This window comes from Streptomyces sp. SS8, assembly GCF_054072955.1.
This window is the reverse complement of the sequence record NZ_JBSVCZ010000009.1, coordinates 142,972-167,445: the sequence shown is the minus strand read 5'-3', so window position 1 is coordinate 167,445 and position 24,474 is coordinate 142,972. Positions and strand designations below refer to the sequence as shown.

The 24,474-nt window shown below is 74.4% G+C and carries 21 protein-coding genes; 14 read left to right on the top strand and 7 right to left on the bottom strand.

Features of this window, described 5'->3' with window-relative positions; translation table 11 throughout:
- Positions 1–51: 51 nt before the first annotated feature.
- The gene (locus ACW69E_RS11735; protein WP_457498115.1) at positions 52–1,026 is read right to left on the bottom strand and encodes a carbohydrate kinase family protein; all 975 of its coding nucleotides are present in this window, start codon (positions 1,024–1,026) and stop codon (positions 52–54) included.
- Positions 1,027–1,240: 214 nt separating this feature from the next.
- Here ACW69E_RS11735 and ACW69E_RS11730 point away from each other — a divergent pair, with 214 nt between their 5' ends.
- Positions 1,241–2,716, top strand: coding sequence for a hypothetical protein (locus ACW69E_RS11730; protein WP_457498114.1), 1,476 nt, complete (start codon positions 1,241–1,243; stop codon positions 2,714–2,716).
- 184 nt (positions 2,717–2,900) lie between these two features.
- On the opposite strand, the gene erpA is transcribed toward ACW69E_RS11730, so the two are convergent.
- Positions 2,901–3,257 (bottom strand): iron-sulfur cluster insertion protein ErpA, encoded by a 357-nt coding sequence (gene erpA / locus ACW69E_RS11725; RefSeq protein WP_093655108.1) that lies wholly within the window; start codon positions 3,255–3,257, stop codon positions 2,901–2,903.
- Between the two features lie 244 nt (positions 3,258–3,501).
- Here erpA and nadA point away from each other — a divergent pair, with 244 nt between their 5' ends.
- Together nadA and ACW69E_RS11715 are read left to right on the top strand one after the other, a co-directional pair.
- Positions 3,502–4,716, top strand: a complete 1,215-nt coding sequence (gene nadA, locus ACW69E_RS11720) for a quinolinate synthase NadA (protein WP_457498113.1) — start codon at positions 3,502–3,504, stop codon at positions 4,714–4,716.
- Between the two features lie 104 nt (positions 4,717–4,820).
- Positions 4,821–5,732, top strand: a complete 912-nt coding sequence (locus ACW69E_RS11715; RefSeq protein WP_457498112.1) for a GNAT family N-acetyltransferase — start codon at positions 4,821–4,823, stop codon at positions 5,730–5,732.
- Between the two features lie 34 nt (positions 5,733–5,766).
- Here ACW69E_RS11715 and pspAA read toward each other — a convergent pair whose 3' ends face one another.
- Together pspAA and ACW69E_RS11705 are read right to left on the bottom strand one after the other, a co-directional pair.
- On the bottom strand, positions 5,767–6,057 hold the full coding sequence (pspAA, locus tag ACW69E_RS11710) for a PspA-associated protein PspAA (protein WP_457498111.1): 291 nt from the start codon (positions 6,055–6,057) through the stop codon (positions 5,767–5,769).
- 78 nt (positions 6,058–6,135) lie between these two features.
- A complete protein-coding gene (locus tag ACW69E_RS11705; protein ID WP_457498110.1) occupies positions 6,136–6,948 on the bottom strand; it encodes a PspA/IM30 family protein in 813 nt (270 codons plus the stop codon).
- A 237-nt stretch (positions 6,949–7,185) separates the two neighbouring features.
- On the opposite strand from ACW69E_RS11705, the gene ACW69E_RS11700 reads away from it, so the two are divergent.
- The 3 genes from ACW69E_RS11700 to ACW69E_RS11690 all read left to right on the top strand — a co-directional run bounded on the left by ACW69E_RS11700 (position 7,186) and on the right by ACW69E_RS11690 (position 9,831).
- Entirely contained in the window at positions 7,186–7,788 is a 603-nt protein-coding gene (locus tag ACW69E_RS11700; RefSeq protein WP_457498109.1) for a DUF3043 domain-containing protein, read from the top strand.
- Positions 7,789–7,850: 62 nt separating this feature from the next.
- Positions 7,851–8,618, top strand: a complete 768-nt coding sequence (locus tag ACW69E_RS11695) for a class I SAM-dependent methyltransferase (protein ID WP_457498108.1) — start codon at positions 7,851–7,853, stop codon at positions 8,616–8,618.
- Positions 8,619–8,769: 151 nt separating this feature from the next.
- Positions 8,770–9,831 carry a S1C family serine protease gene (locus ACW69E_RS11690; RefSeq protein ID WP_457498107.1) on the top strand — a complete coding sequence of 354 codons (1,062 nt, stop codon included), beginning with the start codon at positions 8,770–8,772 and terminating at the stop codon, positions 9,829–9,831.
- A gap of 113 nt (positions 9,832–9,944) precedes the next feature.
- Here ACW69E_RS11690 and ACW69E_RS11685 read toward each other — a convergent pair whose 3' ends face one another.
- Positions 9,945–10,157 carry a hypothetical protein gene (locus tag ACW69E_RS11685; protein ID WP_093848475.1) on the bottom strand — a complete coding sequence of 71 codons (213 nt, stop codon included), beginning with the start codon at positions 10,155–10,157 and terminating at the stop codon, positions 9,945–9,947.
- A gap of 193 nt (positions 10,158–10,350) precedes the next feature.
- On the opposite strand from ACW69E_RS11685, the gene ACW69E_RS11680 reads away from it, so the two are divergent.
- The 8 genes from ACW69E_RS11680 to aceE all read left to right on the top strand — a co-directional run bounded on the left by ACW69E_RS11680 (position 10,351) and on the right by aceE (position 22,621).
- Positions 10,351–11,574: a bifunctional adenosylcobinamide kinase/adenosylcobinamide-phosphate guanylyltransferase gene (locus tag ACW69E_RS11680; protein ID WP_457498106.1), complete on the top strand. Its 1,224-nt coding sequence runs from the start codon at positions 10,351–10,353 to the stop codon at positions 11,572–11,574.
- 42 nt (positions 11,575–11,616) lie between these two features.
- Positions 11,617–12,750, top strand: a complete 1,134-nt coding sequence (locus ACW69E_RS11675; RefSeq protein ID WP_457498105.1) for a nicotinate-nucleotide--dimethylbenzimidazole phosphoribosyltransferase — start codon at positions 11,617–11,619, stop codon at positions 12,748–12,750.
- 73 nt (positions 12,751–12,823) lie between these two features.
- A complete protein-coding gene (locus ACW69E_RS11670) occupies positions 12,824–13,663 on the top strand; it encodes an adenosylcobinamide-GDP ribazoletransferase (RefSeq protein WP_457498104.1) in 840 nt (279 codons plus the stop codon).
- A gap of 189 nt (positions 13,664–13,852) precedes the next feature.
- Entirely contained in the window at positions 13,853–15,433 is a 1,581-nt protein-coding gene (locus ACW69E_RS11665; protein WP_457498103.1) for a leucyl aminopeptidase, read from the top strand.
- A gap of 367 nt (positions 15,434–15,800) precedes the next feature.
- Positions 15,801–17,189 (top strand): dihydrolipoyl dehydrogenase, encoded by a 1,389-nt coding sequence (gene lpdA, locus ACW69E_RS11660; RefSeq protein ID WP_457498102.1) that lies wholly within the window; start codon positions 15,801–15,803, stop codon positions 17,187–17,189.
- A gap of 59 nt (positions 17,190–17,248) precedes the next feature.
- Positions 17,249–19,051 (top strand): 2-oxoglutarate dehydrogenase, E2 component, dihydrolipoamide succinyltransferase, encoded by a 1,803-nt coding sequence (sucB, locus tag ACW69E_RS11655; protein WP_457498101.1) that lies wholly within the window; start codon positions 17,249–17,251, stop codon positions 19,049–19,051.
- Positions 19,052–19,169: 118 nt separating this feature from the next.
- Positions 19,170–19,793 carry a GntR family transcriptional regulator gene (locus tag ACW69E_RS11650; RefSeq protein WP_457498100.1) on the top strand — a complete coding sequence of 208 codons (624 nt, stop codon included), beginning with the start codon at positions 19,170–19,172 and terminating at the stop codon, positions 19,791–19,793.
- A gap of 146 nt (positions 19,794–19,939) precedes the next feature.
- Positions 19,940–22,621, top strand: a complete 2,682-nt coding sequence (gene aceE / locus ACW69E_RS11645; protein ID WP_457498099.1) for a pyruvate dehydrogenase (acetyl-transferring), homodimeric type — start codon at positions 19,940–19,942, stop codon at positions 22,619–22,621.
- A 139-nt stretch (positions 22,622–22,760) separates the two neighbouring features.
- On the opposite strand, the gene ACW69E_RS11640 is transcribed toward aceE, so the two are convergent.
- Positions 22,761–22,865 carry a methionine/alanine import family NSS transporter small subunit gene (locus tag ACW69E_RS11640; RefSeq protein WP_457498098.1) on the bottom strand — a complete coding sequence of 35 codons (105 nt, stop codon included), beginning with the start codon at positions 22,863–22,865 and terminating at the stop codon, positions 22,761–22,763.
- On the bottom strand, positions 22,865–24,454 hold the full coding sequence (locus tag ACW69E_RS11635) for a sodium-dependent transporter (protein ID WP_457498097.1): 1,590 nt from the start codon (positions 24,452–24,454) through the stop codon (positions 22,865–22,867). The genes ACW69E_RS11640 and ACW69E_RS11635 overlap by 1 nt, the downstream gene beginning before the upstream one ends.
- Positions 24,455–24,474 lie beyond the last annotated feature (20 nt).

Here is a 24,474-nt window from a genome sequence, read left to right as displayed (position 1 = left end):
CGCCCCCGCCGCCGGGGGCGGGCCCGCACCGGGACGCGTGCGGGCGCGGGCTCAGGACAGGCAGGCCCGCACCTCGGCCGTGGCGTCCTCGCCGTAGGCCTTGGTGAAGCGCTCCAGGAAGTGGGAGCGCTTCAGCTCGTACTCCTGGGTGCCCAGCGTCTCGATCACCAGCGTGGCGAGCATGCAGCCCAGCTGTGCGGCGCGCTCCAGTCCGAGGTCCCAGGCCAGGCCCGACAGGAAACCGGCGCGGAAGGCGTCTCCGACGCCCGTCGGGTCGACCTTGGCCTCCTCCTCGGGGCAGGGGACGGTGAGGGTCTCGTGGCCCGCCCGCTCGATGCGGACCCCCTTGGAGCCCAGCGTGGTGACACGGGCGCCGACCCGGTCGAGGATGTCCTGCGCGCTCCAGCCGGTCTTGGACTCCACCAGGCCGGCCTCGTACTCGTTGGTGAACAGGTAGGCCGCGCCCTCGGTGAGTCCGCGGATCTCCTCCCCCTCCATCCGGGCGAGCTGCTGGGAGTAGTCGGCGGAGAAGGGGATGGAGCGGGTACGGCACTCCTCCGTGTGGCGCATCATCGCCTCGGGGTCGTCCGCCCCGATGTGGACCAGGTCCAGCCCGCCGACCCGGTCGGCGACCGTCTTGAGCTCGATCAGCCGGGCCTCGCTCATGGCGCCGGTGTAGAAGGTGCCGATCTGGTTGTGGTCGGTGTCGGTGGTGCACACGAAGCGCGCGGTGTGCAGGATCTCGGAGATGCGCACCGACGCGGTGTCCACGCCGTGCCGCTCCAGCCAGGCGCGGTACTCCTCGAAGTCGGCGCCCGCCGCCCCCACCAGGACCGGGCGCACCCCGAGCTGGCCCATGCCGAAGCAGATGTTCGCACCGACGCCGCCGCGCCGGATGTTGAGGGCGTCGGCCAGGAAGGACAGCGACACCGTGTGGAGCCGGTCGCCGACGAGCTGGTCGGCGAAGCGGCCGGGGAAGGTCATCAGATGGTCGGTGGCGATGGAGCCGGTGACAGCGATACGCACGGCGGGCTGCTCCTGGGGAGGCGGGACTGCGGACACACCACGCTACTTCCTCGCCTCCTCCCTCCCGCCCGGAGCCCGCTGCTCCCGCTGCGTACGCGCACCGGTGGAACCGTCCGCGGCCCGCTCCCGTCCCATCGGCGCACGGCTGGGAAGACAGGCACCGAGGACGCGCGACACGCGGACGCGCGGTGCACGGAACCGAAGGAGCGATGCGGTGAGCGCCGACCACACCCCGGAACCCACCCGAACCCGGCGACGCGGGCTGACGACCGTCTCGGTGGCCCTCGCCGTCCTGCTGGCCGGAGGCGGCGGCGCGTACTGGGCCTCGACCGCCGGGAGCGGCGGGGCCTCGGACGCGGCCGGGCAGGGCGGCCGGGACAGGCCCGCGCCGCTGGTCCTGGACGGCTACGGGCAGGCCCGCGCCGCCTCGCCGGAGCGCGGCGTCGCGCCCGGCGAGCCGGCCCCGGGCGGCCCGGTCTACAAGGCGTCCGGCCCGCTGCCCGACGGCCCGGCCTCGGCCCCGGTGTACCGGCCCGCCGGGAAGGTCGGCGAGGAGGAGGTGGCCGAGCTGGCGAAGGCCCTGGAGGTGCCCGGCGAGGTCCGCGGGAAGGACGGATCCTGGACGGTCGGCGGCGAGGACAGGAGCCTCACCGTGGACGCCGCCTCGGGCGCCTGGTCGTTCACCGGCGCGGTGCCGCTGAAGGCCGGGGAGATCTCCGAGAAGGAGGCGAAGGAGGCGGCCCGGCCCGTCGTGGAGGCCCTCGGGCTGGAGGGCGCCGAGGTGGACGCCGGGCAGGAGCGGGGCGGGCTGCGGATCGTCCGCGTCGAGCCCCGGCAGGACGGGCTGCCCGTCCACGGCTGGACGACCGAGATCGGTGTCGCCCACGGGGGCGCGCCGGCGAGCGGGAACGGACGGGCGGTCGGGCTGGAGAAGGCCGGCGGGGGCGCCGAGTACCCGGTCATGGACGCCGGGGAGGCCCTGGCCGCGCTCAACGAGCGTGGCGGCCGGGTGGATCTGGGTCTGAAGTGCTCCGGGCCGCCGCGGAAGGACGTGCCGGAGCCGGAGCCGGGGAAGGCCGGTCCGGGGGCCGGGGAGCCGGGAGACGTCCCGCCCGCCGACGGCGATCCGGAGCGGCCGGGGGGCGCGGGCGGTCCCGAGCCCTGCGGCCCGGCCGTGGACGGTGAACCGGTGAAGGTGACGGGGGCGGAGTTCGGGCTGGCGCCGTACTCCTCGCGGGGCCGCGAACTGCTCGTTCCCTCATGGCTGTTCGAGGTGGCTCCGGAGGGCGGGGGGACGCACACGGTGACCCACCCGGCGGTGGAGCCGGAGTTCCTGGCGCCGCCCTCCGCCGGGGACGGGGACGAGTCCACGTCCGCGCCGGGCGCTCCGGGCCCGCGTCCCGGGGAGCGGGTCGAGACCGCCACCTACGTCGAGGAGTACGGGCCCGGGGACCGCAGGCTCACGGTCCACTTCTGGGGCGGGGTGTGCGACGAGTACCGCGCGAGCGCCGAGGAGAGCGCCGGGAAGGTGACGGTGCGGATCACCGGCGAGCCCCGGGAGCCGGGCAGGGCCTGTGTGATGGTCGCCAAGGACATGACCGTGGAGGTGGAGCTCGACGAGCCGGTCGGCGACCGCGACATCGTGGACGGAAAGGGCGAGCGGCTGCCCGAGGGCGCTCCGGAGGAGTGAGGGGGCGCGGGCCGGGTCCGCGCCCTCCCACTCCCCGGTGCGGCGTGTGAGGCGCGGTGCGCGGCGTGCCGCGGCGGCATGCCGAAGGCGGCGGCCCCGGTCGGGGCCGCCGCCTTCGGTGTGTCGTGCGCGCCGGTACCGGGCGGGCTGCCCGGACCGGCTGGAGCGGCTCGGCCGAAGCGGCTCAGCTGAAGGAGTCGCCGCAGGCGCAGGAGCCCGTGGCGTTCGGGTTGTCGATGGTGAAGCCCTGCTTCTCGATGGTGTCGACGAAGTCGATGGAGGCGCCGCCCAGGTACGGGGCGCTCATCCGGTCGGTCACGACGCGGACACCGTCGAACTCCTTGACGACGTCGCCGTCCAGCGACCGCTCGTCGAAGAAGAGCTGGTACCGCAGGCCGGAGCAGCCGCCGGGCTGAACGGCGACGCGCAGGGCCAGGTCCTCGCGGCCCTCCTGTTCGAGCAGGCTCTTGACCTTCGCCGCGGCGGCGTCGGACAGGATGATTCCGTCAGTCGTCACAGCGGTCTCGTCCGATACGGACATCTGCTTCTCTCCCGGGTTGTACGGACTGCTCTGCCGCCTGCTCAACAGGCGGCTTCCCGGTTTCATTCCAGGCCGGGCGCGTCTTGCGTCTTTCATGCTCGCACACCCGGCGCCCGGCGGTCACTCCCGCGCGTGCGGGCGGGGATTGCGTCACACTGACGCGATCAGCATCGTCAATATGACGTGAAGAGGTTATGATAGATAACGTCAATCCGACGAAAAGACCCGCTGAGCCGATGAAAGGGTGCGTGCCGTGAACACCGCCCCGCCTTCCGCCCCCGCCACCCCCGGGGGCGCCCTGGACGTCCAGCCGACCCCGCTGGCCCTGCTCCTCCTCGGCCGCGACGCCGACCCGAGGAGCGAGCGCGGAGTGGAGTGCCCCGGCGACCTGCCCTCCCCGTCGGACCCCGGCCTGATCGAGCGCGCCCGCGCGGCGAAGGAGCGGCTGGGCGAGAGGGTCTTCGTGCTCGGCCACCACTACCAGCGCGACGAGGTCATCCAGTTCGCCGACGTCACCGGCGACTCCTTCAAGCTCGCCCGGGACGCAGCCGCCCGACCGGAAGCGGAGTACATCGTCTTCTGCGGCGTGCACTTCATGGCCGAGTCCGCCGACATCCTCACCTCCGACCGGCAGCAGGTCGTCCTGCCCGACCTGGCCGCGGGGTGCTCGATGGCGGACATGGCCACCGCCGAGCAGGTCGCCGAGTGCTGGGACGTGCTGACCGAGGCGGGCGTCGCCGGCACCACCGTTCCGGTCTCGTACATGAACTCCTCGGCCGACATCAAGGCCTTCACCGGACGGCACGGCGGCACCATCTGCACCTCCTCCAACGCCAGGCGGGCACTGGACTGGGCCTTCGGGCAGGGGGAGAAGGTGCTGTTCCTGCCCGACCAGCACCTGGGCCGCAACACCGCCGTGCGGGACATGGGGATGTCCCTGGAGGACTGCGTCGTCTACAACCCGCACAAGCCGGGCGGCGGCCTGACCGCCGAGGAGCTGCGGGCGGCGAAGATGATCCTGTGGCGCGGCCACTGCTCGGTGCACGGGCGCTTCACGCTGGAATCGGTGAACGACGTGCGCGAGCGCGTCCCCGGCATCAATGTCCTGGTGCACCCCGAGTGCCGTCACGAGGTCGTCGCGGCGGCCGATCACGTGGGCTCCACCGAGTACATCATCAAGACCCTGGAAGCGGCCCCGGCCGGCTCCAAGTGGGCGATCGGCACCGAGCTGAACCTGGTGCGCCGGCTGGCGAACCGCTTCGCCCCCGAGGGCAAGGAGGTCGTCTTCCTGGACCGGACGGTCTGCTTCTGCTCGACCATGAACCGGATCGACCTGCCTCATCTGGTGTGGGCCCTGGAGTCGCTGGCCGACGGCAAGGTCGTCAACCGCATCCAGGTCGACCCGGAGACCGAGAAGTTCGCCAAGCTGGCCCTGGAGCGGATGCTCGCCCTGCCGTGAGCCCCGCCCCGGACCCCGCCCCGAGCCCCGGCAAGCCCGTGCGAGGCGCGTGAGACGTGCGAGGCGCGTGACCGGGCGCGGCGCGGTCGGCCAGGATGGCCGTCATGCTGCTGCGCCCGGTACGCGACCGTGAGGACGACGCCCGGGCCGTGCGGTTCGTCGCGGACGCCGCCCTCCTGGCCCCGCCGTCCCCCCGCGACCCGCCGCCCGGCCGCGCGCCGCTGCCCGCGGCGGCCGTCCGCCGCCCGTACCACGCCCGCCATCTGGCCCGCACCGACCCCGGCGGCTGCTGGCTGGCGGAGGACGCCGCCGGACGCCCCGTCGGGGTCGTGCTGTCCGCCCGCCGGGAGGGCACCTGGGGGCTGTCGCTGCTCGCGGTGCTGCCCGAGGCGCGGGGCCGGGGCGTGGGCGGGGCCCTGATGGGGCGTGCGCTGGAGTACGGCCGCGGCTGCCTGCGCGGGATCGCCCTGGTGCCGCCGCACCCGGTCGCGGCCCGCGTCTGCCGCCGGGCGGGTCTGGAACTGCACCCGGCCACCCGGCTGACGGGGACGGTCTCGACCGCCTCGCTCCCCGCTCCCGACGGCGCGGTGGCCGCGGGCGGCCCCAAGGACCGCGACCTGATGGACTCGGTGGACCGCCGGCTGCGCGGCGGCGCCCGCGGGCCGGACCACGAGGAGCTGCCGCGCCATGCCGGGCTGCTGGTCACCGACGACTTCGCCGGCAGCGGCTACTGCTACCTCTCCGGCGCCCCCGGGGGTCCCGGGGGCGCCGGCTCCGAGATCCGGGTGGAGCTGCTGGGCGCGACCTCGCGGCGGCTGGCCACCCGGCTGCTGACCGCCGCCCTGGGGGCTGCGGGCGAGGGCGGCCGGGTGCGGATCGAGGGTCTGACCGCCGAGCAGCAGTGGGCGCTGGACGTCGGACTGGCCGCCGGGCTGGAGCCGGACACCGCGGGCTGGGTGGGGCTGCGCGGGATGCGGCCGCCGTCGCCGTACATCCCCTCCGCCGCCTTCCCGTGACGCCCGCCCGCCGGTGCGGGCGGCTCCCGGCTCCTCAGGCGGGTGCGTCGGCGGGGAACAGCCCGTTCTCGCCCAGCATGGCGCGCACCTCTTCCAGCGTGGCGCCGGGCTGGGGCAGGATCAGGTCCGAGGGCTCCAGGGCATCGTCCGGCAGGGGCGCGCCCAGCGAGCGAACGGCGTCCAGCAGGGCGTTGAGGGTGCGGCGGAAGCCCGCCTCGTCACCGTGCTCCATCTCGTGGAGCAGCTCGTCGTCCAGTGCGTTCAGGCCGGGCAGATGGCTGTCGTCCAGCCTGACCTGCCCCTCCCCCATGATCCGTACGATCACGGCGATCTCCTTCCGGGCTTCCCGGAGGACGGGTGCCCGGCGCGCCGGGGGTGATGCCTCCCCGGCGCGCCGCTGCTGCTACTGCTTGTCGAAGCGGGGGGCGTCCTGGGACCGCGGCGCCTGCTGGGACTGCTGCTGCGCGGCCTGGTCCTGCCCGCCCTCGATGGCCTGCCGGTCGCCGCCGGTGCCGCCGGCCAGCTCGGCCTTCATGCGCTGGAGCTCCAGCTCCACGTCGGAGCCGCCGGAGATGCGGTCCAGCTCGGCCGCGATGTCGTCCTTGGCCAGCCCGCTGGAGTCGTCCAGGGCACCGGAGGCGAGCAGCTCGTCGATGGCCCCGGCCCGGGCCTGGAGCTGCGCGGTCTTGTCCTCGGCCCGCTGCACCGCCAGGCCGACGTCGCCCATCTCCTCGGAGATGCCGGAGAAGGCCTCGCCGATGCGGGTCTGGGCCTGGGCGGCGGTGTAGGTGGCCTTGATGGTCTCCTTCTTGGTGCGGAAGGCGTCCACCTTGGCCTGGAGGCGCTGGGCGGCGAGGGTGAGCTTCTCCTCCTCGCCCTGGAGCGTCTGGTGCTGCTGCTCCAGATCGGTCACCTGCTGCTGGAGGGCGGCGCGGCGGGAGAGCGCCTCGCGCGCCAGGTCCTCGCGGCCGAGGGCGAGTGCCTTGCGGCCCTGGTCCTCCAGCTTGGAGGACTGGCCCTGGAGCTGATTGAGCTGGAGTTCCAGCCGCTTGCGGGAGGTCGCCACGTCGGCGACCCCGCGGCGCACCTTCTGCAGCAGTTCGAGCTGCTTCTGGTACGAGTAGTCGAGCGTCTCGCGCGGATCCTCGGCCCGGTCCAGGGCCTTGTTGGCCTTCGCGCGGAAGATCATCCCCATACGCTTCATGACACCGCTCATGGGCTTCGCGCGCCCCCTTCGAAGACGGACTGAACCTCGCACACCGACAGGTCCCACCCTACGGGCCCTGCTTCCATTACCGCACTGTTCGGACCCGGAAGTGCTCCTCCTCCAGGACGATCGGCGAACGGTGTCTCTCCCGCCCAGGAAGTAGCAGGGGGTACGGCGACCCGCCGTTGCCGGATCGTTCCCCGTGGGGGTGGGGGTCACACCTGGTCGCCCCGTACTCTTGGCACTGTGTTCCGAAGCCGTTCTCGTGATGAGCAGACCGCGTCCCCCCGGGAGAGCGCGGAGCTGACCAAGCAGCGCCGTGACCCGCAGGCCCCCAAGGGCCGCCCCACGCCCAAGCGCAGCGAGGCCGAGGCGCTGCGCCGTGCCGTGGCCAAGCCGCCGGCCGACCGCAAGGAGGCCGCCCGCCGCGCCCGCGAGGCCCGCCGCGCCGAGCTGGCGCGGCAGCGCGAGGCCCTGGCCGGCGGCGACGAGCGCTATCTGCCGGCCCGCGACCGCGGCCCGGTGCGGCGCTACGCCCGCGACTTCGTCGACGCCAAGTGGCACGTCGCGGAGTTCTTCCTGCCGCTGGCCGTGGTCATCCTGATCCTGAGCATGGTGCCGTCGATGCAGGTGAAGAACGCCTCCCTGCTGCTGTGGCTGGGCGTCATCGTGATGATCGTCGTCGACTCCTTCCTCACCGGCTTCCGGCTGAAGAAGGCCCTGGCCGAGCGCTTCCCCGACGAGAACCGGCGGGGTGCGGTGGCCTACGCGCTGATGCGCACCCTCCAGATGCGCCGTATGCGGCTGCCCAAGCCGCAGATCGCCCGCGGCGAGGCCCCGCGCCGCTGACGGTGCGCGAAGTGGAGCCCCTGTCCCGGCGGAGCAGCGACGGACCAACGGCGGACCCATCGATGGACACGGCCGTACGACACGACGAGGACCACGCGGACGCACCGCGCGACGCTCTGCCCCACGACGACGCCGTGGGGCAGGCGCTGGTCGCCCGGCAGCTGGAGGAGCAGATCACCTCGCGCTTCCCAGTGGGGCGGCGGCTGCGCGTCCTGGACGTGGCGCTGCGCCACGGGCTGCAGGCCCTGGCGCTGGCCCGCGCCGGGCACGAGGTGACCGGGCTGGAGTCCGACCCCGCCCTGGCGGACGCCGTGCGCCGGAGCCTCGAAGGGGAGCCGGCGGGCATACGGGAGCGGATGCGCGTCGTCCCGGGCGACAGCCGCAGCACCGGCGCGCACTTCCTGCCCGGCTCCTTCGACGTGGTGCTCTGCCACGGGGTGCTGGCCCCCGGCGACGAGGCGGGCCCGCTGCTGGCCGGGCTGGGCCGGGTGCTGGCCCCCGGCGGGCTGCTGTCGCTGCTGGTGCCCAACACCGAGGCGGCGGCCATGCGGCCGGGGCTGGCCGGCGACTGGGCCGGCGCCCTGGCCCGCCTCGTCCCGCCCGGCCCGGCCGAGCGCGCACTGCGCCGCGAGGCGCTGACCGCCACCCTGGCCGGGATGAGCACCCCGGTGCACCGGTGGTACGGGGTGCGGGTCTTCACCGGTGAGGACCGCCCCCTGCCCGGCGGCGAGGCCGGTGAGCGGCTGCTGGCCGCCGAGGAGCGGGCCGGGCGCACCGATCCGTACCGCGCGGTGGCGGCACTGCTGCACCTGTGCGCCGCACGCGGCTGAGCGTCCCGGCCCCGCGCGGCCGGCGGTCCCCGCACGCGCCGCGTTTCCGGCCGCTCCCCCGTGGGGACCCGGGCACCCCGCGGTCCGGTCGTGCCGGCCGCGCGGACCAGTGGAGGACCCGCGGAAGACCAGCAAGGGGGCGTTCGTTCCCATGACCCGTTCCCCATCGCGCGGCGGGCGCCGCGCGGGCGCCGCCGCCCTGTGCACGGCCGCCGTGCTGTTCGCCGGCTGCACCGGCTCGGACTCCTCCGGCACCCCCGGCGCCTCGCCCTCCCCCAGCGCCACCGTCCCCGTGCCGACCGCGGCGGGCGACCTGCAGGAGTCCTTCCAGGAGGTGGTGGACCAGGTCCTGCCGTCCGTCGTCCAGATCACCACCGGGGAGGGGCTGGGCTCGGGCGTGGTCTACGACGGCGAGGGCCACATCGTCACCAACGCCCATGTGGTGGGGGACGCCGAACGTTTCCGGATCACCATGGCCACCGGGCGGGACGAGCTGGACGCGGAGCTGGTCGCCAGCTATCCGGAGGAGGACCTGGCGGTGGTGAGGCTCACCGATCCGCCCCGCAACCTGCGTCCGGCGACCTTCGGGGAGTCCGGTGAGGTGGACGTCGGCCAGATCGTGCTGGCCATGGGCAACCCGCTGGGGCTCTCCTCCAGCGTCACCGAGGGGATCGTCTCGGCCACCGGCCGCGCCGTCGGCGACGGCGCCGAGGTCACCATCGGCGACCTGATCCAGACCTCGGCCCCCATCAACCCGGGCAACAGCGGCGGTGCGCTGGTCGACCTCTCCGGCCGCGTCATCGGCGTGCCCACCCTGGCCGCCCGCGCCCCGGACGGGGACGGCGGCGCGGCGCCGGGCCTGGGTTTCGCCATCCCCTCCGACACCGTCCGGCACCTGGCCGACCAGATGATCGAGCACGGCGAGGTGGTCGACTCCGACGAGGCGGCGATCGAGGCGACGGTGCGCACCGTCCTGGGCGAGGACTACCGGCCCGCCGGGGTCGCGATCGTGGAGACCGAGGAGGGCGGCGCGGCGGACGAGGCCGGGCTCCGGGCGGGCGACGTGATCACCGGGCTCGGCGGCGAGGAGATCCCGGACACCACCGCGCTGGCGGAGGCGCTGGCCTCCCGTGAGCCGGGCGACAGGGTCGAGGTCGTCCACCGGCGCGACGGCGGGGAGCGGACCGTCACGGTCACCCTGGGCGAGCGCTGACGGTAAGGGCGGCCCCGGGCGCCGGGACCACGGGCCCCGAACGCACACGCCCGGGCCGGCGGGGGCCGGCCGCGCAAGGGCCGGCCCCCGCCGGCTCCGCCGCTCCCGGGCCCTCAGGCCTCCTCGGCCGCGCTCAGGCTCATGGGCCCGTAGATCTCGGTGCCGTCCTCCAGCAGCCTCACCTGCTCGACGCCGCCCTCCAGCAGTTCCCTCCAGGTCTCGCCGATCCAGCTCTCCGCGTCCCCCTGGGTGGAGAACTCCTCCGGCCGGACGGCCGGCTCCGTCTCCGTGCCGTCGGCCTTCTCGAACCGCCACGTCCACGCCATGTGCGCCTCCCCTGTCCCTTGTCCGTACCCTGTCCGCGGCCCGTCCCCGTGCCGTACCGCGCCGGCTGCCGCCGTACGCCGCGTTCACGGATCCTGTCCCGCTGTCCGCAGATTAGGCCCTGCCCGGCCGATCCGCGCGGACCGGCCCCGCCCCCCTCGCGCGGCGGCCCGGCGGGCGCGAGACGATCGTGCCGTGGAACTGACTCTGCTCGGTACCGGCGCCCCCGCCGGCCTCCCCAGGCCCGGCTGCCCCTGCGCGGCCTGCGCCACCGCCGCCCGTGCCCAGGCGCGGGCGGCGACCGCGCTGCTCGTGGACGGCGTCCTGCTGCTCGACCTGACCCCCGGCCCCGCCCTGGCGGCCGCCCGCGCGGGCAGTTCGCTGCACGGTGTGCGGCAGGTGCTGCTGTCCCACTCCCCCGAAGGGCCCCGCCAGGGGCCGGCCCCGGAGGTCCCCGCCGGGCTGCCCGCGCCGGTGCGGGTGCCCGACGGACGGGGGCTGACGCTGATCAGCGGCCACCGGGTGCGGGCGGTGGCGCCGGACGCGCCGGGGACCGGGTACGAGATCGGCGGGCCCGACGGCGAGCGTCTGCTGTACCTGCCGCCGGGAGCCGGCCTCGCGGACCCGCCGTCCGACGGCTCCCGTGCGCCGTACGCCCTGGTGCTGATGGACGTCCTGGGCCGTCCCGACGCGCTCGCCCGGCTGCGGGCGGCCGGGGCCGTGGGGCCGACCACGGACGTGCTGGCCGTCCACATCGACCACGACGTGCCGCCCGGACCGGAGCTGCACCGGCGGCTGGCCGCCGCGGGGGCCCGTACCGAGCCGGACGGCGCCACGGTGGTGGTCGGCGACTACCGGGCGGTCCCCGATCTGCCCCGGCGCACGCTGGTCCTGGGCGGCGCGCGCTCGGGCAAGTCCGCCGAGGCCGAGCGGCGGCTGGCGGCCTTCCCGGATGTGCTGTACGTCGCCACGGGCGGCACCCGGGACGGCGACCGGGAGTGGGCGGACCGGGTGGCCGCCCACCGGGAGCGCCGCCCGCCCTCCTGGCGCACGGCCGAGACCTGCGATCTGGTGCCGCTGCTCACCGCCGAGGGCGCCCCGCCGATGCTGGTCGACTGCCTGGCCCTGTGGCTGACCGACGCGATGGACCGCGCCGGCGCCTGGGACGACGACCGCTGGAGAAGCGGCGAGGCCCCCCGCGCGCTGGCCGGGCGGACCGGCGCCCTGGTCGCGGCCTTCCGCGCCGCCTCCCGCACGGTGGTGGCGGTCAGCAACGAGGTCGGCTCGGGCGTGGTGCCCGCCACCGCCGCCGGCCGCCGCTTCCGCGACGAGCTGGGCCGGCTGAACGCGGCGGTGGCGGCCGAGTGCGAACACGTCCTGCTGGTCACGGCGGGCACCGCCCTGCCGCTGCGTGGCTGAGCGCCGGCCGGGGGCCGTGCGGGGAGCGGTAGTGTCGCCCCCATGAGCGACGGCAGTCTGAATCTCGACGACTTCGGCGACCTCATCGAGCGTCCCGACAGCGGTGTCCGCCGGGACGCCGAGGAGCGGCGCGCCCGGACCGGTCTGCCGGCCGGGGCGCTGGGGCGGCTGGACGAGCTGGGCGAGTGGCTGGCGGCGGCGCAGGGCCGCGTCCCCGTGGAGCCCGTCTCGCGGCCGAAGGCCGTGCTGTTCGCCGGGGACCACGGGGTGGCCCGGCTGGGCGTCTCCGCCCGGCCCGCCGGGGGCGCGCACGCCCTGGTGCGCGCCGCCCTGGACGGCACGAGCCCGGCGGCGGTGCTGGCGCGCCGCCTCGACGTGCCGCTGCGGATCGTCGACATGTCGCTGGACTGCGACCCGGGCGAGCTGCCCGCGGAGGTCACCCGCCACCGGGTGCGGCGCTCCGGCGGGCGGCTGGACACCGAGGACGCCCTGACCGCCGAGGAGGCCGAGCGCGCCTTCCGGGCCGGGATGGCCGTCGCCGACGAGGAGGCCGACGCCGGGACCGATCTGGTGGTCCTGGGCGACATCTCCGTCGGCGGCACCACGGCGGCCGGGGTGCTGGTCGCCGCCCTGTGCGGCACCGACGCCTCCGTTGTCACCGGCCGCGGCGGCGGGCGCATCGACGACCTGGCCTGGATGCGCAAGTGCGCGGCGATCCGCGACGGGCTGCGCCGCGCCCGGCCCGTCCTGGGGGACCAGCTGAGGCTGCTGGCGGCCGTCGGCGGGGCGGACCTGACCGCCATCACCGGCTTCCTGCTCCAGTCGGCCGTGCGCCGCACCCCCGTGATCCTCGACGGCGTGGTCTCCGCCGCGTGCGCGCTGGTCGCCCAGCGCGTGGCGTTCCGGGCGCCGGACTGGTGGCTGGCCGGGTCGGCGAGCGGGGAGCCCGCACAGGCCAAGGCGCTGGACCGGATGGCGCTCGACCCGCTGCTGGACCACGGCGTCACCGCGGGCGAGGGCGCCGGCGCACTGCTCGCCCTCCCCCTGGTCCGGGCCGCGGCCGCGCTGGCGGCGGAGCTGCCGGTGCGCCAGGAGCCTCAGGGGCGGGAGGGCGCCGCGCCGGCGGAGCCGGACGCGGACCGGGCCGGCTCCGTACGGACTCTCGACGCCACCTGAGCCGGTCCGCCACCTGAGCCCGTACGCCGGCCGAGCCCGGCCGGCCTCTCGCAGGCAGAACGCAGGAGAGCCCGTGGACACCGCCCCGCAGCCGCCGCAGGACCCGCCGCCGCGGCATCCGCCGCCCGCCCCGCCGCCCGCCGGCGTGCGGGACGGAGTGCGCTTCGCCTTCGGCACGCTCACCGTGCTGCCGGTCTCCGGTGCCCGCTGGGACCGGGCCGCGGCCCGCGCGGGCATGGTCTGCGCCCCGCTGGTGGGTCTGGTGGCCGGGCTGTGCGCGGCCGCCGCCGGGGGTGTCGCGCTGCTGCTGGGCGCCTCACCGCTGCTCGCGGCGGTCGCCACCGTCGCGGTGCCCGCCGTGCTGACGCGCGGTCTGCACCTGGACGGGCTCGCGGACGTCGCCGACGGCCTGGGCAGCGGCCGCCCCGCCGAGGGCGCGCTGGAGGTGATGAAGCGCTCCGACATCGGCCCCTTCGGGGTGGTCACCCTGCTGCTGGTGCTGCTCGCCCAGGTCGCGGCGGTGGCCGGGGCGTACACCGCCGGCTGGGCCTGGGGCGCGGTCGCGGTGACCGTCTCCGCGGTGGCCGCGCGCGCCGCGCTGACGCTCACCGCCCGCGAGGGCGTTCCCGCGGCCCGCCCCGGCGGGCTGGGCGCGGCGGTCGCCGGTGCGGTGCCGCCGCGGGCCGCCGTCCTGACCTGTGTGGCGGTGGTCTCGGCGGCGGCGGGCGCGGGGGCGCTGTGGGGGCCGTTCGGGGCCCTGCGGTGCGCCGCGGCGGTCGTGGTGGCGCTGGGCGCGGCGCATCTGCTGCTGGCCCGCTGCCGTCGCCGGCTGGGCGGGGTGACCGGCGACGTCTTCGGCGCGGTGGGCGAAACCGCGCTGACCGCCTGCCTGGTGGTGCTTGCGCTGGGTTGACCCCCCTCGGAGAATTCCGCGGGACGGTCCGTGCTTCCGTCACACCCCGCCGCCTGTTCCGGGCGGTGCACGGAAACCACCGCCCGGAGCCGACGGCGGGACGTTCCGGACCGCGACGTAGGCTCGGCCCGTGCCCGAAGCCGTGCACATCCACTCGGCTTGCCCATCGGAAGAGGGATTCCCACCACTGTGTCTGCTCTCACTCTCAGTTCCTCGTCCGCCGCGACGCTGCGCGCGGACGCCGTCGTCGTCGGTGTGGCCAAGGGCCCGGACGGGCCCGTGGTCGCTCCGGGCGGCGAGAACCTGGACCAGGCGTTCGGCGGCTCCCTGGCCGGCGTCCTGGAGACCCTCGGCGCGTCGGGCGGCGAGGGGGAGGTCACCAAGCTGCCCGCCCCGGACGGGGTGAAGGCCGACCTGGTGCTGGCGGTCGGGCTCGGTGACGCCCCGGAGGGGGACGGACCGTACGAGCCGGAGACGCTGCGCCGCGCGGCCGGTGCGGCCGCCCGCGCGCTGGCCGGCCGGAAGAAGGCCGGCTTCGCCCTGCCGGCCGGGGACGAGGCGTCCCTGGCCGCCGTCTGCGAGGGCGCGCTGCTGGGCGCCTACTCCTTCACCGAGTACCGCGGCAAGGAGGACAAGAACGCCAAGGGCGGCAAGGGCGCCGCCAAGGGGAAGAAGGGCAAGGACGGCAAGGGCGGGGACGGCGACAGGAGCGCCCCGCTCGCCGAGGTCACCGTGCTCGGCGCCAGGTCCCGCGACAAGGCGCACAAGGCCGCCGCCGAGCGGGCCGAGGTGCTGGCCGCGGAGGTCAACCGCGCCCGCGACCTGATCAACACCCCCTCCAACGACCTGTTCCCGAAGTCCTTCGCCGCCGCCGTGCAGAGCGCGGCCAAGGAGCACGGGCTGACGGTGGAGGTGCTGGACGAGAAGGCGCTGGCCAAGGGCGGTTACGGCGGCATCCTGGGCGTCGGGCAGGGCTCGGCGAACCCGCCGCGCCTGGTGCGCCTGTCCTACACCCACTCCAAGGCGAAGAAGACCCTGGCCCTGGTCGGCAAGGGCATCACCTACGACTCGGGCGGCATCTCGCTCAAGCCGGCCGGCCACAACGAGACCATGAAGTGCGACATGAGCGGCGCCGCCGCCGTCTTCGCCGCCGTGGTCGCCGCCGCCCGCCTGGGCCTGCGGGTGAACGTCACCGGCTGGCTGGCGCTGGCGGAGAACATGCCCTCGGGCACCGCGACCCGGCCGGGCGACGTGCTGACCATGTACAGCGGCAAGACGGTCGAGGTGCTCAACACCGACGCCGAGGGCCGCCTGGTGCTGGCCGACGCCCTGACCCGGGCCTGCGAGGAGAAGCCGGACGCGGTGGTGGACGTGGCGACCCTGACCGGCGCGATGATGCTGGCGCTGGGCAGCCGCACGTTCGGCGTGATGGCCAACGACGACGCCTTCCGCACGGCCGTCCACGACAGCGCGACCGAGGCGGGCGAGCCCTCGTGGCCGATGCCGCTGCCCGGTCATCTGCGCAAGGGCATGGACTCGCCGATCGCCGACATCGCCAACATGGGCGAGCGGATGGGCGGCGGCCTGGTGGCCGGCCTGTTCCTGAAGGAGTTCGTCGCCGAGGGCACCGCCTGGGCGCACCTGGACATCGCCGGTCCGGCCTTCAACGACGCCGGCCCCTTCGGCTACACCCCCAAGGGCGGCACCGGATGCGCGGTGCGCACCCTGGTCCGCCTCGCCGAGCGCGCCGCGGCGGGGGACGTTCTCTGACGGTCGTCCGGCGGCCCCTGTGAGGGCCGCACCGCCGGGGCCCCGGGGGGCTTTCCGCCTCCGGGGCCCCGGCGCGCGTCGCGTCCGGCTCCGGCCCGCTCCCGTCCCGGCGCGTTCGCTGTGAGCGATCCCGGCCGGCCTACCGTCCGGTAGACACGCGTACCCGCTCGCAATCCTCCTGTTCATCTGGGTATGAGGGGCTGGGACACCGGCCCGGCGTCCCACTCTCCGCCGACAAGTGCAAAGATGTTGTCTCGGCAGGACAGGGCCCGCTCAACCCACAGGGCCGAGCAAGAAGCGGCCGAACATACAGCCGCCCGGTCTCCGACGGACCGGCTCCGGCGTACCCATGCATGGAGGACGTGACGTGGCGAACGACGCCAGCACCGTTTTCGACCTAGTGATCCTCGGAGGCGGTAGCGGCGGTTATGCCGCTGCCCTGCGGGCTTCGCAGCTGGGTCTGGACGTCGCCCTGATCGAGAAGGACAAGGTCGGCGGTACCTGTCTGCACTACGGCTGCATCCCGACGAAGGCCCTGCTGCACGCCGGCGAGGTGGCCGACTCCGCGCGCGAGAGCGCCGGCTTCGGCGTCAAGGCCACCTTCGAGGGCATCGACATGCCGGCCGTCCACAAGTACAAGGACGGCGTGATCTCGGGCCTGTACAAGGGCCTGCAGGGGCTGATCGCCTCCCGCAAGATCACCTACGTGGAGGGCGAGGGCCGCCTCTCCTCCCCGACCTCGGTGGACGTGAACGGGCAGCGCTACGAGGGCCGGCACGTCCTGCTGGCCACCGGCTCGGTGCCCAAGTCGATCCCGGGTCTGGAGATCGACGGCAACCGGATCATCAACTCCGACCACGCGCTGAAGCTGGACCGCGTGCCGCAGTCCGTCGTCATCCTGGGCGGCGGCGTCATCGGCTGCGAGTTCGCCTCCGCGTGGAAGTCCTTCGGCACCGACGTCACCATCGTCGAGGGCCTGCCCCATCTGGTGCCGGCCGAGGACGAGAACAGCTCCAAGCTGCTGGAGCGCGCCTTCCGCAAGCGCGGCATCAAGTTCTCGCTCGGCTCCTTCTTCGAGAAGGCGGAGTACACCGACAACGGCGTGAAGGTCTCCCTGGCCAACGGCAAGGAGTACGAGGCCGAGCTGCTGCTCGTCGCCATCGGCCGCGGTCCGGTCTCGCAGGGGCTGGGCTACGAGGAGGCCGGGGTGAACATGGACCGCGGCTACGTCCTGGTGGACGAGTACTGCCGCACCAACGTGCCCACCGTCTCGGCCGTCGGCGACCTCATCCCGACCCTCCAGCTCGCCCACGTCGGCTTCGCCGAGGGCATCCTGGTTGCCGAGCGGCTGGCCGGCATGGACGTCGTGCCGATCGACTACGACGGCGTGCCGCGCGTGACCTACAGCCACCCGGAGGTCGCCTCCGTCGGTCTGACCGAGGCCAAGGCCAAGGAGATCCACGGCGCGGACAAGGTCGTGACGCTGAAGTACAACCTCGGCGGCAACGGCAAGAGCAAGATCCTCAAGACGCAGGGCGAGATCAAGCTCGTCCAGGTCCGCGACGGTGCCGTGGTCGGCGTCCACATGGTCGGTGACCGGATGGGCGAGCAGGTCGGCGAGGCCCAGCTCATCTACAACTGGGAGGCTCTGCCCGCCGAGGTCGCGCAGCTCGTCCACGCGCACCCGACGCAGAACGAGGCCCTCGGCGAGGCCCACCTGGCCCTGGCCGGCAAGCCGCTGCACTCCCACGACTGATCCTCCCGGGCGCGAGAGCACCACGCCATTCGCACTTTTCGTTAGGAGCAACCGAAACCATGGCGGTTTCCGTAACCCTGCCGGCGCTCGGCGAGAGCGTCACCGAGGGCACCGTCACCCGCTGGCTGAAGGCCGAGGGTGAACACGTCGAGGCCGACGAACCCCTGCTGGAGGTGTCGACCGACAAGGTCGACACCGAGATCCCCTCCCCCGCCTCCGGCACCCTGTCCTCCATCAGGGTCGCCGAGGACGAGACGGTCGAGGTCGGCGCCGAGCTGGCCGTGATCGACGACGGCAGCGGCGCTCCGGCCGAGGCCCCCGCCCAGGCCGAGGCCCCGGCTCCCGAGCCGAAGCCCGAGCCGCAGGCCGCACCCGCGCAGCCGCAGGCCCGGCCCGAGCCCCAGGCGGAGCCCGAGCCCGCCCAGGCCCAGGCTCCGCAGCAGGCGGCCCCGTCCGGCGGTGCGGCGGAGGGCACCGATGTGGTGCTGCCGGCGCTCGGCGAGTCCGTCACCGAGGGCACCGTCACCCGCTGGCTGAAGTCGGTCGGCGAGGAGGTCGAGGCCGACGAGCCGCTGCTGGAGGTGTCGACCGACAAGGTCGACACCGAGATCCCGGCCCCCGCCTCCGGCACCCTGCTGGAGATCGTGGTGGGCGAGGACGAGACGGCGGAGGTCGGCGCGAAGCTGGCCGTGATCGGCGCCGCCGGTGCCGCTCCGGCCCAGGCCCCCGCCCCGGCGCAGCCGGAGCCGCAGGCCCAGCCCGAGCCGAAGCCCGAGCCGCAGGCCGAGGCCCCGGCTCCGGCGCCCGCCCCGGCTCCCGAGCCGAAGCCCGAGCCGCAGGCCGCACCCGCGCAGCCGCAGGCCCGGCCCGAGCCCGCTCCGGCGCAGCCCGCTCCCGCGCCCGCCCAGGCACCGGCGCCGGCGGCCCCGGCCGGTGGCGAGGGCGCCTATGTGACCCCGCTGGTGCGCAAGCTCGCCGCCGAGAACGGCGTCGACCTGTCCACCGTCAAGGGCACCGGCGTCGGCGGCCGTATCCGCAAGCAGGACGTCGTGGCCGCGGCCGAGGCGGCCAGGGCACAGGCCGCCCAGGCGCCGGCCGCCGCACCGGCGGGCCGCGGCCCGGCCAAGGCCGAGCCTTCGCCGCTGCGCGGTCAGACGGTGCCGATGACCCGCATCCGCAAGGTCATCGCCGAGAACATGATGAAGGCGCTGCACAACCAGGCGCAGCTGTCCACCGTGGTCGAGGTGGACGTCACGCGGATCATGCGGCTGCGGGCCCGGGCCAAGGAGGACTTCCTGGCCCGCGAGGGCGTCAAGCTCTCCCCGATGCCGTTCTTCGTCAAGGCCGCCGCCGAGGCCCTGAAGGCCCACCCGTCGATCAACGCCAAGATCAACGACGACGGGACCGTGACCTACCACGACGTCGAGAACATCGGCATCGCGGTGGACTCGGAGAAGGGCCTGATGGTCCCGGTCATCAAGGGCGCGGGCGACCTGAGCCTGGCCGGCATCGCCAAGAAGACCGCGGAGCTGGCGGGCAGGGTCCGCACCGGCAAGCTCAGCCCGGACGACATGTCCGGCGGCACGTTCACGATCAGCAACACCGGCTCGCGCGGTGCGCTGTTCGACACGATCATCGTGAACTACCCGCAGGTGGCCGAGCTGGGCATCGGCGCCACCGTGCGCCGCCCGGTCGTGGTGGACCACCCGGAGCTGGGCGAGACCATCGCCGTCCGGGACATGGTCTACCTGACCCTGTCCTACGACCACCAGCTGGTCGACGGCGCGGACGCCGCCCGCTACCTGACGGACGTCAAGGCCCGTCTGGAGGCCGGCGAGTTCGAGGGCGAGCTGGGTCTCTGACCGCTCCCGGGCATCGGCGCCCCCGCACCGGATCCGTTCCGGTGCGGGGGCGCCGCCGTGCGGGCGGGGCCGTATCGTCGTTGTCCTCCCCCTCGAAGAAGGCAGACAAGGAGCGCCCATGGCCCCGCCCGTCGTCCACTCCCTGCGCGAGCAGATCCGCGAGCACATCGTGGAGGGCATCGTCCGCGGGCGCTGGAAGCCGGGCGAGCGCATCGTGGAGCGGCGGATCGCCGTGGAGCTGGAGGTCAGCCAGACGCCCGTGCGCGAGGCGCTGCGCGAGCTGGAGGCGCTGCGGCTGATCGAGTCGGCGCCGAACAAGGGCGTGCGGGTGCGGAACCTGACGGCGGCCGATCTGGAGGAGATCTACCCGGTGCGGGCCGGGCTGGAGCAGATCGCCGCCGAGCTGGCCGCCGACCGCCTGGCGGGGGACACCTCGGCGCTGGAGGAGCATGTGGCGCGGCTGTACGAGGCCGACCGGGCCGGGGACGGCGAGGCGCAGGTGCGGCACACGGTCGCCTTCCACCGCGAGCTGGTGCGCGCGTCCGGGAACAGCGTGCTGCTGCACACCTGGGAGTCGCTGGGCATCGGGGTGTGGACCACGCTCGCCATCCGCTGGCTGGGCACCCGGCAGCAGTCCTACGCCGAGGAACACGAGGCGGTCGTGGAGGCGTTCCGCAGGCGGGATCCGCGCATCGGCGAGCTGGTCAAGGAGCACGTCCTGGGGTGTGCACCCCGTGCCTGATTCGCGGCACTGAATGCCAATTTCGTTCTCCCGGCGCTTTTTCGGCTCCAACCCTTTGATCGATCATCGATCGTGGGCGTACAGTCCGGCAGTGGGTGTGACACCCCCCACCCCATGTCCCGTCCTGTCCGGAAGGCGGCCACACCATGACCGACGCCGAACGCACCCCCAGCGAGCTCGACCAGCTCGTCGACCGCGACCCCGAGGAGACCGCCGAGTGGGCCGCGTCCCTGGACGCCGTCGCCCGCGAGGCCGGTCCGCACCGGGCGGCGTACCTGATGCGGCGCACCCTGGAGCACGCCGGCCGCACCGGACTCGGCCTCCCCGCGCTGCCGGAGACGGACTACGTCAACACCGTCCCCACCGCCGCCGAGCCCGCCTTCCCCGGCGACGAGGACATGGAGCGGCGGATCGCCGCCTGGAACCGCTGGAACGCCGCCGCCATGGTCACCCGCGGCTCCCGCTTCGGCGTCGGCGGCCACATAGCCACCTTCGCCTCCGCCGCCTGGCTCTACGAGACCGGCTTCAACCACTTCTTCCGCGGCAAGGACTCCCCCGAGGCGCCCGGCTCCGGCGACCAGCTCTACATCCAGGGCCACGCCTCCCCCGGCATCTACGCCCGCGCCTTCCTCGACGGACGGCTGACCGAGGCGCAGCTGGACAACTTCCGCCGGGAGGCCGGCGGCGGCGGGCTGCCCTCCTACCCGCACCCGCGCCGGCTGCCCTGGCTGTGGGAGTTCCCGACCGTCTCCATGGGCCTGGGCCCGCTCTCGGCGATCTACCAGGCACGCTTCAACCGCTATCTGGCCGGCCGCGGCATCAAGGACACCTCCGGCAGCCGTGTGTGGGCCTTCCTCGGCGACGGCGAGATGGACGAGCCGGAGTCGACCGCCGCCCTCGCCCTCGCCGCGCGCGAGGGGCTGGACAACCTCACCTTCGTGGTGAACTGCAACCTCCAGCGCCTGGACGGCCCGGTCCGCGCCAATTTCAAGATCGTGCAGGAGCTGGAGGCCCAGTTCCGCGCCGCCGGCTGGCACGTCGTCAAGTCGCTGTGGGGGTCGGCCTGGGACGACCTGCTCGCCCTGGACACCACCGGCGCCCTGGTCAGGCGGCTGCGCGAGGTGCCCGACGCCCAGTTCCAGACCTACGCCACCCGCGACGCCGCCTACATCCGCGAGCACTTCTTCGGCGCCGACCCTGCGCTGGCCGAGATGGCGAAGGTGCTGACCGACGCGAGGATCACCGAGTGCTTCCACACCTCGCGCGGCGGCCACGAGCCCCGCAAGGTGTACGCCGCCTACCGGGCCGCGCTCGCCCACGAGGGCGCGCCGACGGTGATCCTGGCGCAGACCGTCAAGGGCCACACCCTCGGCCGGGGCTTCGCGTCCAAGAACGCCAACCACCAGATGAAGAAGCTGACGGCCGACGAGTTCAGGGACATGCGCGACCTGCTCGGCCTGCCCATCCCCGACAGCGCGCTCGGCGAGGGCCCGGTGCCCTACGGCCACCCCGGCCCCGACTCCCCCGAGGTGCGCTACCTCGCCGAGCGCCGCGCCGCCCTCGGCGGTCCCGCCCCGGCCCGCCGCACCCACCCGGTGCCCGCCCTGCCCGAGCCCGGCGACCGGGCCTTCCAGGCCCTGCGGAAAGGGTCCGGCAAGCAGGAGATGGCCACCACCATGGCGTTCGTACGCCTGGTCAAGGACCTGATGCGGGACAAGGAGACCGGCAGGCGCTGGGTGCCGATCGTCCCCGACGAGGCCCGCACCTTCGGCATGGAGTCGCTGTTCCCCTCGGCCGGCATCTACTCGCCCAAGGGGCAGACGTACGAGCCGGTCGACCGCGACCAGCTGATGTACTACAAGGAGGCGGCCGACGGGCAGATCCTCAACGAGGGGATCACCGAGGCCGGCGCCATGGCCGACTTCATCGCCGCCGCCACCTCGTACGCCACGCACGGCGAGCCGATGATCCCGTTCTACATCTTCTACTCGATGTTCGGCTGGCAGCGCACCGGCGACCAGTTCTGGCAGCTCGCCGACCAGCTCGGCCGCGGCTTCGTCGTCGGCGCCACCGCCGGCCGCACCACGCTCACCGGCGAGGGCCTGCAGCACGCCGACGGCCACTCCCACCTGATCGCGGCCACCAACCCGGCCTCGCTCAACTACGACCCGGCGTTCGCCTACGAGATCGCGGTGATCGTGCGCGACGGCCTGCGCCGGATGTACGGGCCGAAGCCGGAGGACGTCTTCTACTACCTGACCGTCTACAACGAGCCGAAGGTCCAGCCGCCCATGCCCGAGGGCGTGGAGGAGGGCATCCTCAAGGGGCTGTACCGCTTCCGCGAGGGTGCCCCCTCCTCCCCCGGCGCGCCCCGGATCCAGCTGCTGGCCTCGGGAACCGCCATCCACTGGGCGCTGGACGCCCAGCGCCTCCTCGCCGACGACTGGGGCGTGACCGCCGACGTGTGGTCCGCCACCTCCTGGAGCGAGCTGCGCCGCGATGCCCTGTCCTGCGACGCGGCGCAGCTCAACGGCGAGGACCGCGTCCCGTACGTCACCCGCGCGCTGTGCGGCGCGCCCGGCCCGGTCCTCGCGGTCAGCGACTGGATGCGGGCGGTGCCGGACCAGATCGCCCCGTGGGTGGAGCAGGACTGGTCCTCGCTGGGCACCGACGGCTTCGGCCTGTCGGACACCCGCGAGGCGGCCCGCCGCCACTTCGGGGTGGACGCCGAGTCGGTCGCGGTGGCGGCCCTGGACCGGCTGGCCCGGCGCGGCGAGGTCAAGCGGGAGACGGTGCGCGAGGCGGCCGGGCGCTACGGCCTGGCCTGACGCCGTCCGGCCGCCGCGGCCGCCCGGCGCCCCTCCCCGCGCCGCCGGGCGGATCCGGCCGGCCGGGCGCGTCTCCTCCCACCTGCCGGGAGGCGCGCCCGGTCCCTCTCCGGGCCGGGGCTCCGGCCGCCCGGGGGCGTCAGTACTCCTCGGTGTGGCCGCGGAGCTTGAGAATGGCCGCGAGCAGCCCTCCCCACATCACGACCATGGCGACGATCATCATCACGACGGCGCCCGCCGACATCAGTGCCTCCCTTCCCCGGGCGTGCCCGGTCGCGTCTCCTCGGGGCCGGCCGACCCCGAGGGCTCCGTACCCGCCGGCTCCGTGCCGCGCGGCCAGGGGAGCAAAGAGGCCAGGACGCCGAAGGCCAGCGCGCCCAGGGCGACCGCCCACCCGGACCAGAACAGGAAGCCGGAGGGGTACCCCCCGTAGTTCTCGTCGAACTCCGCGCGCAGGCTGTCCACCATCATCCAGCCCAGCACCAGCGGGGTGACGACCCCCAGCGCCAGCCGCCACCACACGCCCAGCCGGATGGCCGAGGTGGCGTCCGCGTCCCGCTGGAGCACCGGCAGCCTGCGCAGCACCCAGGCGATGACGATCACCGCGACCAGGGAGGCCAGGGCGATGCCGTAGCGGTTGACGAAGTGGTCGGCGGAGTCCAGCAGGTACAGCCCGCTGTCGGTGGGGAAGAGCAGGACGGACACCAGGGCCGTCAGGCCGCCGGCGCCGAGCACGGCCGGGACGCGCCCGATGCCGGTCTTGTCCTGCACCGAGGCGACCACCACCTCCACGATGGAGAGCAGCGAGGTGAAGCCGGCGATCGCCAGGGAGCCGAAGAACAGCAGGCCGAACAGGGTGCCCAGCGGCATGTTGGAGATGATCGTCGGGAAGGCGATGAACGCCAGGCCGATGCCGTCGGTGACGGTCTCCCCCACCGGTGTGCCGCTGGCGGCGGAGAGAAAGCCGAGAGTGGCGAACACCCCGATGCCCGCCAGGAGTTCGAAGGAGCTGTTGGCGAACCCGGCGACCAGCGCGGAGCCGGTGAGGTCGGCGCGGCGGCGCAGGTAGGAGGCGTAGGTGATCATGATGCCGAAGCCGACCGAGAGGGAGAAGAAGATCTGCCCGTAGGCGGCGACCCAGACACCGCCCTCGGCCAGCGCGCCCCAGTCGGGCGAGAACAGCGCGTCCAGGCCCGTCCCGGCTCCGTCCAGGGTGACCGCGCGGATCACCAGGACGACGAAGAAGACCACCAGCAGCGGGATGAAGATCCGGTTGGCCATCTCGATACCGCGCCGCACCCCCAGGGCCAGGACGGCCAGGACCGCGATCCAGATGACCAGCAGCGGCCAGAACACGCCGCCGACGTAGGAGGAGATCCAGCCGGGCTGCTCGGCGGTGCGCAGGAAGTCGCCGAAGAAGTACGCGTTCGGGTCGTCGCCCCACTGCTCGCCCACCGAGAAGCCCACGTACCGCACGGCCCAGGCCAGGATCACGGCGTAGTAGGCGGCGATGACGAAGGAGACCGCCACCTGCCACCAGCCGATCGCCTGCGCCGGGCCGGACATCCTGCGGAACGCGCCCGGCGGGGACTTCCGGTAGCGGCGGCCGAGCGTGTACTCCAGGATCAGCAGCGGCAGGCCCGCCGTCAGCAGGGCGATCAGGTAGGGCAGCAGGAACGCCCCGCCGCCGTTCTTGTACGCCTCGGAGGGGAAGCGCCAGATGTTGCCGAGCCCGATTGCCGAGCCGATCGCCGCCAGCAGGAAGCCCGTGCGGGTCCCCCACTGGGCGCGGGGCGGCGGGGTCGTCGGAGTGCTGCTGGATTCGGTGGCCATATGCGACGTTCCTCGGCTTT